The sequence below is a fragment of the Gammaproteobacteria bacterium genome (genome assembly GCA_013001575.1).
Lineage (GTDB): Bacteria > Pseudomonadota > Gammaproteobacteria > Steroidobacterales > JABDMI01 > JABDMI01.
The window spans coordinates 1-16,500 of the sequence record JABDMI010000025.1 but is presented as its reverse complement, the minus strand read 5'-3'; the positions used below and the strand labels follow the sequence as shown (position 1 = coordinate 16,500).

The 16,500-nt window shown below is 49.5% G+C and carries 14 protein-coding genes; 5 read left to right on the top strand and 9 right to left on the bottom strand.

All coding sequences use genetic code 11. The features are described from left to right. Positions 1-5 precede the first annotated feature (5 nt). From HKN88_01980 to HKN88_01970, 3 genes are all read left to right on the top strand, one after another. A complete protein-coding gene (locus HKN88_01980; protein NNC96820.1) occupies positions 6-566 on the top strand; it encodes a cytochrome c oxidase assembly protein in 561 nt (186 codons plus the stop codon). A gap of 39 nt (positions 567-605) precedes the next feature. Then, positions 606-1,481: a cytochrome c oxidase subunit 3 gene (locus tag HKN88_01975; GenBank protein NNC96819.1), complete on the top strand. Its 876-nt coding sequence runs from the start codon at positions 606-608 to the stop codon at positions 1,479-1,481. Positions 1,482-1,749: 268 nt separating this feature from the next. Continuing rightward, positions 1,750-2,733, top strand: coding sequence for a fatty acid desaturase (locus HKN88_01970; protein NNC96818.1), 984 nt, complete (start codon positions 1,750-1,752; stop codon positions 2,731-2,733). A gap of 77 nt (positions 2,734-2,810) precedes the next feature. Here the strand turns inward: HKN88_01970 and ilvA are convergent, their stop codons facing one another. The 9 genes from ilvA to ilvD are packed head-to-tail and all read right to left on the bottom strand — an operon-like array spanning position 2,811 to position 13,910. Beyond that, on the bottom strand, positions 2,811-4,373 hold the full coding sequence (gene ilvA / locus HKN88_01965; GenBank protein ID NNC96817.1) for a threonine ammonia-lyase, biosynthetic: 1,563 nt from the start codon (positions 4,371-4,373) through the stop codon (positions 2,811-2,813). Between the two features lie 3 nt (positions 4,374-4,376). Beyond that, positions 4,377-5,489 (bottom strand): 3-isopropylmalate dehydrogenase, encoded by a 1,113-nt coding sequence (leuB, locus tag HKN88_01960; GenBank protein NNC96816.1) that lies wholly within the window; start codon positions 5,487-5,489, stop codon positions 4,377-4,379. A gap of 14 nt (positions 5,490-5,503) precedes the next feature. Continuing rightward, positions 5,504-6,091: a 3-isopropylmalate dehydratase small subunit gene (leuD, locus tag HKN88_01955; protein ID NNC96815.1), complete on the bottom strand. Its 588-nt coding sequence runs from the start codon at positions 6,089-6,091 to the stop codon at positions 5,504-5,506. After that, positions 6,088-7,497, bottom strand: a complete 1,410-nt coding sequence (gene leuC, locus HKN88_01950) for a 3-isopropylmalate dehydratase large subunit (protein ID NNC96814.1) — start codon at positions 7,495-7,497, stop codon at positions 6,088-6,090. Before leuC ends, leuD begins: the two co-directional genes overlap by 4 nt. Positions 7,498-7,519: 22 nt before the next feature. After that, entirely contained in the window at positions 7,520-8,485 is a 966-nt protein-coding gene (locus HKN88_01945) for a branched-chain amino acid transaminase (GenBank protein NNC96813.1), read from the bottom strand. After that, the gene (locus HKN88_01940) at positions 8,482-10,062 is read right to left on the bottom strand and encodes a 2-isopropylmalate synthase (protein ID NNC96812.1); all 1,581 of its coding nucleotides are present in this window, start codon (positions 10,060-10,062) and stop codon (positions 8,482-8,484) included. Before HKN88_01940 ends, HKN88_01945 begins: the two co-directional genes overlap by 4 nt. Positions 10,063-10,108: 46 nt before the next feature. Continuing rightward, complete coding sequence (locus HKN88_01935) at positions 10,109-10,426, bottom strand: hypothetical protein (protein NNC96811.1); 318 nt, start codon at positions 10,424-10,426, stop codon at positions 10,109-10,111. Positions 10,427-10,462: 36 nt separating this feature from the next. Further along, positions 10,463-12,172, bottom strand: coding sequence for an acetolactate synthase 2 catalytic subunit (locus tag HKN88_01930; GenBank protein NNC96810.1), 1,710 nt, complete (start codon positions 12,170-12,172; stop codon positions 10,463-10,465). A gap of 58 nt (positions 12,173-12,230) precedes the next feature. Further along, complete coding sequence (ilvD, locus tag HKN88_01925; protein NNC96809.1) at positions 12,231-13,910, bottom strand: dihydroxy-acid dehydratase; 1,680 nt, start codon at positions 13,908-13,910, stop codon at positions 12,231-12,233. Positions 13,911-14,575: 665 nt separating this feature from the next. Between ilvD and HKN88_01920 the strand changes: the two genes are divergently transcribed. Together HKN88_01920 and HKN88_01915 are read left to right on the top strand one after the other, a co-directional pair. Next, positions 14,576-15,994: a DEAD/DEAH box helicase gene (locus HKN88_01920; protein NNC96808.1), complete on the top strand. Its 1,419-nt coding sequence runs from the start codon at positions 14,576-14,578 to the stop codon at positions 15,992-15,994. Positions 15,995-16,024: 30 nt separating this feature from the next. After that, positions 16,025-16,500 (top strand): NYN domain-containing protein (locus tag HKN88_01915; GenBank protein NNC96807.1); only part of this gene is annotated, 476 nt, incomplete at its 3' end.

Sequence of the window (16,500 nt, the reverse complement as noted above, 5' to 3'; positions counted from 1 at the left end):
AACTAGTGAGTAACGCAAACCAAAAAGAAAATAACAAACTGGTTGGCCAGTTAGTATTGTTTGCGATCGGGATGTTTGGCTTTGGTTTTGCCTTGATTCCCTTGTACGATATTTTTTGCGAGGTGACGGGTTTCAGAACCCAGAATGTCCAGGCCGAAATGACTAGTGATATTGTAGTAGATGAAAACCGCTTGATCACGGTTGAGTTTATTGCCAACACGGCAGACAACCAGGATTGGGTATTCCGCCCGGTCCTGAGTAAAATGCAAGTGCACCCTGGCAAGGTATATACAGCAAATTATTTTGCTCAAAACCTGCAAGCCAGAACTGTGGTCGGAACCGCCACGCCGGATGTTAAACCGGTAGAAGTGAACAAGCATTTTAAAAAGCTGGAATGTTTTTGTTTTACACAACAAGATTTTGCAGCCAATGAAGGACGGGAAATGCCAGTGCAGTTTGTAATTGACCCGGCCTTGCCCGAACACATAGAACGCATGACGCTGTCGTATACTTTTTTTGTGAATAAAAAACTCACACAGGAAAAGTTACAGGCTGCGTCAAACTAATTATAGTAATTTAGACAAGTAATAATAGAGGAAAGACCAATGGCACACGCCGCTGACTACAGTAAACAATATTACGTTCCGCATTCCAGCAGATGGCCGATCATTGCTGCTGTTGCCTTGTTTATTTTCATGATTGGGGCCGCTAACTGGTTAAATGGCGTTGCTTCCGGTAAATGGGTATTTTTGCTCGGTCTTGCCGCGATTATTTACATGATCTTTGGTTGGGGCGCGGATGTGATTCGCGAAAACAACGAAGGCATTAATAATTTACAAGTGGATCGCTCCTACCGCATGGGTATTGGCTGGTTTATTTTTTCAGAAGTCATGTTTTTTGCCGGATTCTTTGGCGCTCTGTTCTACGCGCGTCAGTTTGCCTTGCCATGGCTAGCCGGTGACGGTAACAATTTCTTTACCAACTTTTTGTTACACAGCGGTTTTGAAGGCGGTTGGCCAAGTAATGGACCGGAAGCCCTGGGTGGCGAATACAAACCCATGGGGCCTTTCCCGCTTCCGACCATCAACACCATTCTGTTGATCAGTTCTTCGTTCACCATCACTATTGCCCATCACGCCATGCTGAAGAACAAGATGGACAAAGCGTTTTGGTATACGGTGGTTTCGGTGTTACTGGGCTTCCTGTTTGTGGGCTTGCAGGCCTTTGAATACTACGAAGCCTATGCACATCTGAATTTGAGAATGGAAACCGGCATTTACGGATCGACCTTCTTTATGCTCACCGGCTTTCACGGCTTGCACGTAACCTTGGGGGCAACCTTGTTAACCATCATGGCGGTACGCATAAAACGCGGGCACTTTACCCCGGAACGGCATTTTGGCTTCCTGGCCGCCGAGTGGTATTGGCACTTTGTTGACGTGGTCTGGATCATGTTGTATTTCTTTGTGTATTGGATGTAACGGCAATTCATAAACCCATTCAAAAGCGCCTTTCGGGGCGCTTTTTTATTGCTTGATTTATATGACAAAGATTCTAAGTGTCTCTTTAATATGGAGTTTTTTTCAGATGGGTCACGAAAAACCTGTTACTAAGCCGAATGAGTTACAATCACCTTACAAAAGATACTAAATCTGGCAATCTGACCAGAGCAACATTTCGGAGTCAATTCACTTGAGTACACAACACGCACTCGACAAGATCGAGCAGATAAAACAGCGTTGGCAACAAATGATCGCCAACTACACCCAGGCCAACACCAAACGTGCCGTTTGGCAATTGGTGAATTCAATCGTTCCTTATATAGGTCTTTGGATCCTGATGCCTTTCGCCATGCAAGTTTCATACTGGCTGGTGCTACCATTGGCATTACTGGCGGCCGGATTCCTGATCCGGGTTTTCATCATTATGCACGATTGCGGGCATGGCTCGTTTTTCAAAACCAAAAAAGCCAATGATTTCTGGGGTTACATTTGTGGAGTCTTGGTGTTTACGCCTTACCAAAAATGGACCCGTGAACATGCAATCCATCACGGTACTGCAGGCAACCTGGATAAACGTGGTACCGGTGATGTCTGGACCATGACAGTAAAAGAATACATGAACTCCGGATTCTGGAAACGCCTGGGTTACAAAGCATTTCGCCATCCTTTGTTTCTGTTTGTACTCGCACCCTTCCTGATGTTTGTCATCGACTACCGTTTCAGTTACGGGAAAACCAATACCGCAGCAAATCGCATCAGTGTGCGCATGAATAATCTTGGAATTGCTGTGATGTTCCTGATCGGAACTTATACCATGGGACTGGCAACCTTCAGTTTGATCATGTTACCCGTGATCTGGATGGCCGCGATCTGGGGGGTGTGGCTGTTCTATGTGCAGCATCAGTTTGAGGATGCTTATTGGGAAGCACAAAATCACTGGGACTTTATCAAAGGTGCGGTTGAGGGAAGTTCGTTCTATAAATTACCCAAAGTACTGCAATGGTTCTCCGGCAACATCGGTTTCCACCATATTCATCACCTGAGTCCACGTATCCCGAATTATATGCTGGAAAAATGCCACAAGGCCAATGAACTGTTTGCCGAGATCAAGCCGCTGACCTTCTGGCGCAGTTTTAAAACCGCCAGTCTGCGTTTATGGGATGAAGAAAAACAGCGCATGTTGAGTTTTAGAGAGTTCAGAAAGCTTAAACGTGCCGGGGCTTTTGCCTAAAATAATCCAGGGCAATTACCGATCTAAAGAAAGTTAGATAATTAAAACCGGCGTTGATCGCCGGTTTTTTTTGCCTATTATAAAAATAATTTATACGCCGGATTTTCTGATTCGTTCACATAACTAAAGCCGGTCGCGTTCAAAAAGCGGGTAAAGGCGAGCGCGTCATTGTCCGGCACCTGGATTCCCAGTAAAACCCGACCATAATCGCTGCCGTGATTGCGGTAATGGAATAGTGAGATGTTCCAGTTGCTGGCCATTTTTTTCAAAAACCCCAATAAAGCGCCGGGCTGTTCCGGAAAAGAAAAGCGGTAGAGTTTTTCATGCAAGGCTTGTTTGGCTCGCCCACCCACCATGTAACGCACGTGTGACTTGGCGGTCTCGTCCGCAGACAAGTCGACGGGCGCATAACCGGCCTTTTCCAGGGCATTGATCAATTGCATTTTTTCCACAGCACCCTGTTTCAATGCCACCCCGACAAACACATGCGCTTCGCTCTCATCGTTGTAACGATAATTAAACTCGGTAATAGAGCGTTCACCGATCACTTCACAAAATTGCAAAAAACTGCCAGGTCGTTCCGGAATGGTGACAGCGAGTATGGCTTCTTTTTGCTCTCCAAGGTCAGCGCGCTCGGCAATATATCGCAATCGATTAAAATTTACATTGGCACCGCACAAAATACCAACCACAAATTGAGGTTTTGTATCTAATGTGGGTAAATGTTTTTTAATTCCGGCCAATGCGATCGCTCCGGCCGGTTCTGGAATCACACGCGCATCCTCAAAAGTGTCCTGGGTTGCCGCACAGATCTCGTCGTTACTAACCTGGATGATGTCATCCACAAATTGTTTACACAGCTGATATGTAAGCTCACCGACTTGTTTAACGGCCACGCCCTCGGCAAAGCGCCCGACAGATCCCAGAGCAACCGGCTTACCCGCAGCAAATGCTGCATGCATGGACGCACTTTCCGCCGCCTCCACGCCGATTACTTTACACTCGGGTTTGAGCGCTTTGATCGCAAGCGCTATTCCAGCCGCCATACCGCCACCACCAATCGGCACATACACATAATCGGTATGGGGTAATTGTTGCAGGATTTCCAGTCCAATGGTGGCCTGTCCCTGAATCACAACCTCGTCGTCGTAAGGGTGTACAAAAACGCGCTGCTGTTGTTCTGCCAAGTCGTAGGCATGTTCGCAGGCTTGATCAAAATTTTCGCCATATAAGACTACGTCAGCCCCTTTGGCGCGCACCGCTTCAACTTTGATGTCCGGTGTGATGATCGGCATGACCACCACGGCACTGATACCCAAATGTTTGGCCGCCACCGCGACTCCCTGGGCGTGATTGCCGGCAGAGGCACAGATCACCCCTTTTTTACGCTCGCTATCAGTAAGACTTTGCAATTTGGCGTAGGCGCCACGGATCTTGAATGAAAAAACGCTTTGCTGATCCTCACGCTTCAAACGAATATCACAAGCAAGTCGTTCGGACAAATGCGGTAAATGCGTCAGTCCGGTATGCACCACCAGATCACTCAGATCAAGAGCCTGGATCTTGTCCAGATATTCCTGTTGTACAGAGTTAATCTTCGGTGAGGCCGAAGTAAGATGCGATGTTGGAGTACTGCCCATGCTTCAACCAAGTCTATGCAGGTTTTCTGAATAGGTACGCTTGTTAGTTAATGCGTTTATGACTGAGTCGGTGAACTCTTGTGTGCTAACCGGTGCATTGTTGGTCAGATCAGCCGTCAGGATGCCAGCATCCCAGCTTGTAAACACCGCTTTTTCCAGGTCAGTCGCCGCTTTCTCATGCCCAAGAGAATGGCGTAACAGCATAGCCAAACTTAATAACATGGCAGCCGGGTTGGCAATATCCTGCCCGGCAATATCCGGCGCTGAACCGTGAATGGGTTCGTACAAGGCTACGGACTGTGTGGCGTCTTGCCCGGAAAATGATGCCGATGGTAAAACGCCTAATGAGCCACACAACATGGATGCTTCATCCGACAAAATATCTCCAAACAGATTTTCCGTCAGAAGCACATCAAAGTGAGCGGGTTTTGCGATCAAATGCATGGCCGCGGCATCCACCAGGATATGTTCCAATTCAACCTCGGGAAATTCCTCGGCCGCAATTCGAATGACAGTTTCTCTCCACAGGCGAGAAGTTTCCATCACATTGGCTTTATCCACCGAAGTCACTTTGTTGCGTCGGCCTTGAGCCAGTTTAAACGCCAGGCGTGTGATGCGCTCGATCTCGGGAACCGAATAAACACAGGTATCCGTAGCGGTATCACCTTCGCGAAATTTATTACCGAAATACAAGCCCCCGGTTAACTCACGCACGATCAACATATCGACACCCTGGAGTTTTTCTGTTTTCAGGGGAGATAAGCTTGCCAATGATTTTTGCAAACTCACAGGTCGCAGGTTGGCAAACAAATTAAAAGTTTTACGTAATTTCAATAAGCCAGCTTCAGGTCGGTCGGCTCCCTTGAGTTGATCCCATTTTGGCCCACCGATAGCCCCCAGCAAAATAGCATCGGCTTGTGCACAGGCGTCGATAGTGCTTTGTGGCAAAGGATCCGAGTGACTATCAATTGCGGCTCCCCCAACGGGATATTCTTGTAGATCTATATCGAGTTGATAAATTTCTTTAAGCTGTAATAGCACGCGTTTGGCTTCGTTATAGACTTCCGGGCCAATGCCGTCGCCTGGTAGGCCAACGATCTTTTTTATTCTGGACATAATTTTTCTACGCCTTATTCATGCAATGCTTTTTCGTAAGCATCTATTTTTTCTTGTTGTGACAAAAGATAATCGAGTTGATCGTAGTTGTGCGATAAACAATATTGCGAGAACTCATCCAGTTCGAAAGTAAAACTGCCAAAGCCATTGATGTCATAGCTCAACGCTGAAATATTAATTGTGACTTCGGTAACCGGATTGTCACTTAAAAACTGATAAGTTTTAGCATCGATGACGATGGGCAGTAAACCGTTTTTAATGCAGTTGTTTCGAAAGATGTCGGCAAACTGGGTCGACATCACCACTTTGAATCCCAGGTCCAGTAAAGCCCAGGGTGCGTGTTCGCGCGATGAACCACACCCGAAGTTATTACCACCCACCAGGATAGCGGTTTCCTGTGGGTCAAATTGAGTAAACGCATGTTCGGATAATTCATTACCAGATTCGTCATAACGCCAGTTATAAAAGGCCCCGGCACCCAGGCCTTTACGGCTGGTGGTGGTGAGAAACTTGGCCGGGATGATCTGGTCGGTATCGATATTGTCGGTTAACAGGTTGAATGTTTTCGAAACAAGCATATTGCTTTGACTGTTCTGACTCATGCCGCACACTCCTGCTCTCTGGGGTCAGCAATTTTTCCCTGAATAGCGGATGTGGCCGCAACCATCGGACTCGCAAGAATGGTGCGCACGTCTTTGCCCTGGCGTCCGATGAAATTACGATTACTGGTGCTCACCACCAGGTCGCCGGGTTTGCCAATGTCTCCGTTCATGCCCAGACACATGGAACAGCCAGGCTCCCGCCACTCGGCACCCGCCTGAAGAAAAATTTCGTGCAAGCCTTCGGCCTCGGCTTGTTGCTTAATTAATTCCGAACCCGCGACGACCAAGGTGCGAACTTTAACTTTCTTTTGGGACATAATTTTTGCTGCCACACGCAGATCCCGGATGCGTGAATTGGTACAACTGCCAATAAATACCAGGTCAATAGGTTTCCCCAGTACCTGTTCGCCCTGGGCAAAACGCATGTACTCCAGCGAGCTCTTATCAGACGCATCCTCACTCTGCGGGATTACCGAGTTCACGGCAAATGCCATGCCCGGGTGCGTGCCATAAGTGATGGTGGGTTGAATATCGCTGGCATTGATCTGCACTTCGGCATCAAAAACTGCATCCATGTCTGTAGCTAATGATTTCCACGCAGTCACTGCCGCATCCCAGTCGGCGCCTTGTGGCGCGTGCTTACGACCTTTTAAATAGGCAACAGTTGTTTCATCCGGCGCGATCATTCCAGCGCGAGCACCGCATTCGATCGACATATTACACACGGTCATGCGCTCTTCCATGTCCATGGCGCGTATGGCTGAACCGGCGTATTCGATGACATAACCGGTGCCACCATTCACGCCAATGCTGGCGATGATATGCAAGATCACATCCTTGGCGCTGACACTGTCCTGAAGTTCACCATCAACTGTAATGCGCATGCTTTTGGATTTGCGTTGCAATAAACACTGGCTGGCGAGTACATGCCCGACTTCCGTAGTGCCAATGCCAAAGGCCAGGGCCCCAAAGGCGCCATGGGTACTGGTGTGTGAATCGCCGCACACGATGGTTTTACCCGGCTGGGTAGCGCCGATCTCGGGACCGATCACATGCACAATGCCGCGGTGCGGACTGTCCCAGGCATGGCATTCGATCCCGTGTTTTTGGCAATTGGCGAGTAAGGTATCAACTTGCTTTTTAGCCTGGGGTGTAACGTAATCACGATTCCCGTCAGCATCCGGAGCAGTGGTTGGGGTGGAATGATCGATGGTGGCCAAACAATTTTTCACCGAACGCACCGGCAGGCCACGCGTTTCCAGTTCAGCAAAAGCCTGGGGCGAAGTAACTTCATGCAACAAGTGCAGATCAATATATAAAATAGCCGGAAAATCCGAAGTCTCCGGCTGTACACAATGCGCGTCCCACACTTTGTCGTACAAGGTTTTTGGCTGAGTGCTGCTCATATAAATCTCTTGGGAAAATTATTTATCGCACTAAACGATGTACATTTCCGGTCTCGGCCGGGTCCTTAACCAGATGGAACCAGCCCCACTCGTCTTCGGTTGTGCCATCGATAAGACCAAAGAATGCATCCTGTAAGGCCTTGGTCATCGGGCCACGACCTCCGCAACGCACTTCGTTATCATCCACTGAACGTACCGGCGTGATCTCGGCGGCCGTACCCGTCATGAATATTTCATCGGCGGTGTATAAAGCTTCGCGTGGCAAGCCTTGTTCGCGCACTTCAAACCCGAGTTTACCCGCCAGTTTGATGACAGTATCACGCGTGATACCACTCAGGATGGAACAACCCGCGGTCGGGGTGTAAATAATATCGTCCCGAATAATGAACAGATTCTCTCCGGCACCTTCTGACAAGGTTCCGTCAACGCCCAAGCCTATCCCCTCGTCAAAGCCGAGGCGATGCGCTTCACGGGTGATCAATTGACTGGAGAGATAATTGCCTCCGGCCTTAACCCCGGATGGCATGGTGTTGGGGGCCAGACGTGCCCAACTTGAGACACAGGCCCGTATGCCTTTTTCACGCGCTTCCGCGCCCATGAAATTGTCCCATTCAATGGCCGCAACCACCGTTTCCACCGGCGAGCCAGGCTTGGCGTACAGACCAAGACCGCCATTGCCGCGGAAAACTACCGGACGGATGTAGGCTTCATTCAGGTCATTGGCCACCACCACTTGTTTGCAAATGTTATTCATTTGTTCTTCATTAACGCCAACCTCAAGGTCATAAACCCGGGCCGATTCAAACAAGCGGCGCGTGTGTTCGGGCAAACGAAAGATCGCGGTACCTTTATGGGTATCGTAGGCGCGCACACCTTCGAAGACCGACGAGCCGTAATGAATGGCGTGTGTCATGACATGTACATTGGCCTCATCCCAGGGGATCAGTGCACCGTTCATCCAGATTTGTTTTTTATTACTCATGGTCATATTGCCCTTTGTGCTGATTTAATTTGTTGCTCGCTAGAGTCATCGTATAACTCCGTGGAATTTTGTTTCTGGCGTTTGCATTCACGGTTGATGCAATTAATAACCGCCAGTGCAGTGGCTTCAACAATGTCGGTGCTCGCACCGGAACCATTGCGTTGCTGGCCGTCGATTGATAAAGAGACTTTTACCTCACCTTGTGCGTCATCGCCAATACTGATGTTCTGTATACGATAGTCAAAAAGCTCGATCTCGGTGTTCATCGCTTTACGCATCGCATTAATCACGGCATTCACCGGACCATCGCCATCCGCTGTAGCCAGAACCGGTTTGCCTTTATGCAGGACTTCGACAATGGCGGTTGCGTTTTGCTGGCCATGTCGAACTGTGGTTTGCACTTGCAAGGAAAATAATTCCCAGGGACCGGATTGCGCTTGCTTGCCCAGAACCAAAAATTCCAGATCCTCATCGGTGATGTCTTTTTTACGATCAGCCAGTTGTTTGAATTGTTTAAATAGGTCGTTCAAATTATTTTCATCAAAACTGATGCCCAGGGACTGCAGGCGCTCTCGAAAAGCGTGACGACCGCTGTGTTTGCCCAGCACCAGTGAGGTTTTCTCAATCCCCACGTCTTCCGGTTGCATAATCTCGTAGGTGTTGCGGTTCTTGAGCATGCCGTGTTGATGAATGCCGGCCTCGTGCGCAAAGGCATTACGCCCTACGATGGCTTTATTGGCCTGCACACTGGAGCCGGTGATCAGACTGACCAGGCGCGAGGTCGGGTGCAGTCGTTTGGTATTGATCGTGGTGTCTACCCCGTAATAAGGCTTACGGGTTTTTAAAGCCATGACCACTTCTTCCAAGGCGGCATTTCCCGCACGTTCGCCAATGCCATTAATGGTGCATTCGACCTGACGCGCTCCGGCTTCGATCGCAGCCAGGCTGTTGGCAACGGCAAGCCCCAGATCATTGTGACAATGCGAACTCAGAATAATGTCATCACGCCCAGCTAGGGTGGATTTGATGTGGCGAAAAATGTTCGCGAATTCTGTGGGCGTGGTGTAACCGACCGTGTCAGGAATATTCAAGGTGGTGGCACCGGCGGAAACCGCAACCTGAAAAGCCTCGGCCAAAAAATCCAGTTCGGTACGACCGGCGTCTTCGGCGGAAAACTCGATGTCGTCAAAATACTGACGTGCAAACGTGACCGATTCTTCAATACTCTGCAAGATCTGGTCTTTTTCCATTTGCAGCTTGTATTGACGATGCAATGGACTGGTGGCAATAAACACATGCAGGCGTTTATTCGGTGCAGGCTCCAGGGCTTTTGCCACGGATTCAATATCACCTTGTTGCGAGCGGGCCAGACCACAAATGGTAGACTTCAATCCGAGGGAAGCAACCTTGTGCACAGCCGAAAAATCACCGGGTGACGCAGCTGGAAATCCGGCCTCGATAATGTCCACGCCCAGTTCGTCGAGGGCATGGGCAATTTTCAGTTTCTCATCAATATTCATGGAACAGCCGGGAGACTGTTCGCCGTCGCGTAAAGTTGTGTCGAATATTTTAACCGTGTTCATACTTCTATACCGTGTGAAATTTTTGTTGCCTTTCAAGCTTGTTGCATTAATCGATCATGGTGTCGTGTCTGGAGTAGCGCAAAGTGTTTTTTCTCAATCCCTCGGCCAATTCTGCCTCGGTAAGATTGACCGCCTTGATCACATCGGCCAAGCGCTGGATCTGGTGGATCAAGACATCTTGGCGCGGAGTGCCGGCCTCGATCTCGAGTTCCAGACGAAAACGCGTGGGACTGGGCATCAGGGAGTGCATGGTGATGACACGATGTCCGCGCCGGTCGATCAATCCAAGCACCCGCATCAATGCGCCATCATTGGCGTGCAAGTCAATCGCAAAGCGTCGGGTTTCAGTGCTTACAGTTTGCATAATCAAAATCTACTTAATCGTCTACTTAAATCAGTGTTAATAACTTTCATCCATCATCGAATCATTGGATTTCCCCGGCGGCACCAAAGGCCAGACATTCGCTTGTTTGTCGATGATCACATGCAATAAACACGCTTCGTTGGTGTTGAGCAAAAAGTCCAGACCCTCTTCGATCTCGTTGGCCTGACTGATGCGTTTGGTGTGCAAGCCGAAGGTGGCAAATACTTCACAAAAATCCGGGTTATCCGACAAGTCGACTTCGGAGCGACGGCCTTCAAAGAACAGATCTTGCCATTGACGCACCAGACCCAGAGCCGAATTATCCAGTAAGAGGATTTTTACCGGCAATTGATAACGCTTAAGTGTGGCCAACTCCTGAATATTCATCATGATCGAGCCATCACCACTGACCACCACCACGGGCGCATCCGGTTTGGCGAACTGGGCGCCAACTCCGGCCGGTAAGCCGTAACCCATGGTGCCCAAACCAGCGCTACTTAAATGTTGACTGGGATGATTGATCGCACAATGTTGGGCCACCCACATCTGGTGTTGGCCAACATCGCAACTGATGATCAGGTCATCGGAGGCTTTCTCACTCAAGCGTTTGAGCAGCAAGGGTGCGTAAATATCCGCATTCGGATAATCGTAGCGCCAGGAGAATTCCTGAATGAGTTTTTTACACTCGCGCTGCCAGGCCGCAATGGCTTGATGTTCAAGTTCGTCGAGTACACTTAATTGATCATTCAGGTCACCGTGCAAGGCCACATCCACGGCACGCAACTTGGCGATCTCGGCCGCGTCCACTTCGATGTGTAAAATTTTTGCATGTGGGGCAAACTCATCGAGTTTACCGGTAGCGCGATCATCGAAGCGCACCCCGATGGCAATTAACAGGTCACTGCTTTGTACCGCTTTGTTGGCCGCCTGATTTCCGTGCATGCCCAGCATACCCAGGAAATATTCGGAATCGGGTGCCAGTACTCCTAAACCTTTTAATGTGGATACGGCGGGAATGCCACTGCGTTGGGCAAGTTCCCGTAGTTCATTCTCGACCCCCGCAATGGCAGCTCCACCACCGATATACAGCAAGGGTTTTTCGGCACTCCGGATCAATTCCAGAGCCGCTTGATTATTGCTGGTTGAATTGGCAATGTCTGATGGCGGCTCGGCCGGTATATGGCGTTTACCACTAATATTTCCGGCTGCTACATCTTTGGGGATATCGATCAAGACCGGGCCGGGTCGACCCGACTGGGCAAGCTCAATGGCTTCGGCCACCACCGCAGGAATGTCGTCACTGTGGCGCACGATGTAACTGTGTTTAACCACCGCCATGGTCATACTGAAAATATCCACTTCCTGAAATGCATCAGTGCCCATGACCGAGGTGGGCACTTGGCCGGTGATTGCCAGTAGAGGAACGGAATCCATGTAGGCGTTTGCAATACCGGTGATCAGGTTGGTCGCACCAGGGCCCGAGGTTGCCATGCAAACCCCAACTTTCCCGGTCACGCGGGCATAGCCGTCGGCCGCTAATGCACAACCTTGCTCGTGTCGACACAAGATATGTTTCAAACTGCTGTCATACAAGGCGTCGTAAACCGGCATGATCGCGCCACCCGGATAGCCAAACACATATTCAACCCCTTGTGCTTCCAGGGCGCGAACCAAAGACACGGCGCCATTCACCGACTCGTTCTCAGGTTTGATTGCTTGGCTCTGTATTGCGTGACTTGTTGGCATAATTATTTCTTTTTAAAATTTTTTGTTTAGCTTATTGATTCGAGATTTCTAAATACGGTTAATCCGGAAATGAAGTGCTTGCACCCAAGGACGCACTACTGGCGAGTTTGGCGTATTTTGCAATTGCACCTTGTGTATATTTGGGTTTGGCCGGAGACCAGTTTGCACGACGCGCTTCGAGATCGGCCTCCACATTGATCACGCGGGCATCTATATCGATGGTGATGATGTCACCATCTTGCACCAAACCGATAGGGCCGCCACGTGCAGCTTCAGGTGCAACGTGCCCAATCACAAACCCATGTGATGCGCCACTGAAACGACCGTCTGTAATTAATGCAACCTTGTCGCCCAGGTCCTGACCAATAATGGCCGCTGTTACCGCAAGCATTTCACGCATACCCGGGCCGCCGGCCGGACCTTCGTTACGAATGATGATCACATCACCGGCTTTGATCTGTTTATTTTGCACCGCTTCAAATGAATCTTCTTCATTCTCAAAAACTCTGGCCGGACCGATGTGCTTTAAACGCTCGGGACCTGCGAGTTTGGCCACACATCCTTCGGGGGCCAGATCGCCGTACAAAATGCCAAAGCCACCACGTGACTTGACGGGTGCATCGACCGGGTAAACCACTTGTTGGCCTCCGGTTTCAGATGAGTTCTCACAATGGCCCAGTAAACTGGTTCCGGTAACCGTTTGTGCGTCCGTTATCAGGCCGGCTTCTGCCAAACGCTTGACTACCAAGGGCGTGCCGCCGGCATCGTACAAGTCCGGGGCCATATATTTACCGACCGGTTTAAGATCAGTGATCACCGGGGTTGCACGTGCGATGTCATCAAACTCATCGATATTGAATTCCACCCCCGCTTCGCGAGCGATCGCCAATAAATGCAAAATACCGTTGGTGGAACCCGCTGTCGTGGTGATGACCTTGGCCGCGTTACGTAAAGCGTCAATGGTGATGAGCTCTGATGGCAAAATCGGGTTATTGACGCGTTCAACCGCCAGTTTGCCGGCTGAATACATGGCCGCATTCTTATCGGGATGCACGGCCGGGATGTCATTCAATCCCATTGGCGATAAGCCTAATGTCGTTAAGGCCATGGCCATGGTATTCGCGGTGAACTGACCGCCACAGGCACCGGCGCCCGGACATGCAGATTTTTCAATCTGTTCCAACTCGTCTTGGGTGATCTTGCCCACAGCACGTGAACCCACGGCTTCAAACACGTCCTGAATGGTGATAGCGATCTCGGTTACACCGTTGTTATCGGTTTTTTTCTGATGCTTGCCCTGCATGATCGAACCGCCGTAAGCCACCAGACCGGGAATATTCAGTCTCGCCAGAGCCATGGCGCCGGCGGGTATGGTTTTATCACAACCCACCAGTGCAACAACCCCATCCAGTGAATGACCGCGCACGGCAAGCTCAATGGAATCGGCAACGACTTCGCGTGAGATCAGGGAGGCACGCATGCCTTCGGTTCCCATGGAAATACCGTCCGAGACCACGATACTCCCGAACTCGACCGGAATGCCGCCAGCATCTCGAATACCTTGTTTAAGGGGCTCGGCCAATTCGCGTAAATGCATATTGCACGGGGTTACTTCCGACCAGGTATTGACCACGGCGATCATGGGCTTGCCCATATCGCTGTCGGTTAATCCGGTGGCGCGTAACATGGCCCGTGCAGGCGCCCTGGCATTGCCTTTTTTTATTGCGTCACTTCTCACGTTGTCTTCTTTCTTGGTGTCATTTGTTTGTTTTAGTTAATAAAAAAACCCGCTGCTCAATTTGAGTAACGGGTTTTTCTTAATGTTTTTGTTATCTACGTTAAGGCATACCCGTTGTGCTCATAATAATTAGCACCACAAGGAGGACTAGCAGAGATAGAGAAGATAAACGGCCTGACAGCGCTGATTTTTGCTCAGCCACAGACAATTCCTGAGCGATTGCGCGTGGTTTTTGCTTCTGGTTTTGCCGATTTTTCTTCATGGGATAGCGACTTTTCCACAGTTAAGTAATGAATGCAAGCACACACTCGCACTTTATACCGGGCTGGGACGAAGTAGTTACACTTGTAACTTAATAGCCTGGTTTTTAAGGGATTTTTCAAGGGCTTAAAACGTTTGTTTTAAGTCTATAGTGCTACAAAACGCCGATTTATTAGGCAGGTCAATAATCCACAAATAGTGTCAAAACGAATAATTCTTGTCTGCAAGACATTTCACCAGAAACCTTTCCCTGGTCAATTCTGCGCACGATTGTGTCGTGACATTCGCCGTGTTTCGGACGCTATTCTTCTTTTGCTGTATCCTGCCGCCCTATTCTCGCGAATTCCGGCACATTCTCTCAGGATTCGTTTTACTCTCCTATTATTTACCAGACTGAGAACATTATGAGTTCAGACTCATCCAGTGAAACAGACACAAGCCCGGCGTTTAAAGACCTTGGCTTATCAAGACCAATTATTCAGGCTTTAGAAGAACAACGCTATAAGTCTCCCTCTCCAATCCAGGCGCAGGCGATCCCGGCAGTGCTGCAAGGCCGTGATGTCATGGCCGCCGCCCAGACCGGCACCGGTAAAACCGCAGGTTTTGTATTACCGATCCTGGAGTTACTCAAAGACAATCACCAGGCTTCGGCCAATCAGGTGCACGCATTGATCGTGACGCCCACGCGCGAGTTGGCTGCGCAAGTTCACACCAATGTAAAAAATTACGGGCGGCATCTGAAACTCAAGACCGCGGAAGTTTATGGTGGCGTGAGTATTAATCCGCAAATGATGAAAATGCGGCGTGGCGTAGACATCCTGGTGGCAACCCCGGGGCGTTTGCTCGACTTACACCAACAAAATGCAATTCGACTCGATCAGGTAAAAATTCTGGTACTGGATGAAGCCGATCGCATGCTCGACATGGGATTCATTCACGACATTCGCCGCATTATTAAAGCCATGCCGCCCAAGCGTCAGAACTTGATGTTCTCGGCAACCTTTTCAGACGACATTCGTAAACTGGCCGCCAAGATCGTGCAAGACCCGATTGAGATCTCGGTCAGTCCGGCCAACACCACGGTAGACAGCGTTGAACACTGGATCCATCCGGTGGATAAAAAACAAAAGTCACCCTTGTTGATCCACTTGATACAACAAGGTGACTGGCAACAGGTATTGGTTTTTTCACGGACCAAGCATGGCGCCAATAAGCTTGCAAAACAATTGAACGCGGCAAACATTAGTGCCGCGGCAATTCATGGCAATAAAAGTCAGGGCGCGCGCACCAAAGCTTTAAAAGATTTTAAGGCTGGTAATGTACGGGTATTGGTTGCAACCGATATTGCTGCTCGAGGTATTGATATTTCCTCTTTGCCGCATGTGGTTAATTTTGATTTACCAAATGTGCCGGAAGATTATGTGCATCGCATCGGGCGCACCGGACGTGCCGGTGAAAGCGGTAAAGCCATTTCCCTGGTCTGTGCGGATGAACACAAACAGTTGTCGGACATCGAGCATTTCATCAAACAATTGCTGGAACGCGAATACATCGAGGGCTTTGATCCGGTACATGACGTGCCTCTCACCAGTCTGGACAAACGGGTCAAAAAACACAAGCCTAAAAAACCCAAAGAAGGACACAGAGACGGGCAACGCTCGGCTAAAAACAGCGATGGCCCCAAGCCCAAGCGGCGACGACGTCGCTCGGGAAAAAAGGCCGGCGCTCAAGGTGGGAATAAAAGTGGCCAAGGTCGTAATAGAAACCGTAACCGAAATAAACAATCAGGCACTGGCGGCGGCGGACGCGGTGGAACCGGATAGTTGAGAGACATATTGGAAAATTAACAACCTATGACTAAAAGAATCGCCATTTTCGTGGATGTGCAAAACATCTATTACACCACCCGCGATACTTTTGGGAAGGCGTTTAATTATCGCAAATTCTGGAAACGGGTTAGCACTCAAGGTGAGATTGTGACCGCTATAGCCTATGCGACCGACAAAGGCGACGACAGTCAGATCAAGTTTCAGGACGCTTTGCGCCATATTGGCTTTACGGTCAAGCTCAAGCCTTACATCACGCGCAAAGACGGTTCGGCCAAAGCCGATTGGGATGTCGGTATTACCATTGATGTGCTGGACATGACCCGGGATGTAGATACCGTAATCTTGCTCTCTGGTGACGGGGATTTTGATCTGCTCCTGGAAAAGATCAAACGAGATTATGGCGTAACAACCGAGGTCTATGGTGTGCCGGCCTTAACTGCAAATACTGTCAAAGAAACCGCAGATCATTTCAGGCGAATTGATGCAGACTTGTTGTTATA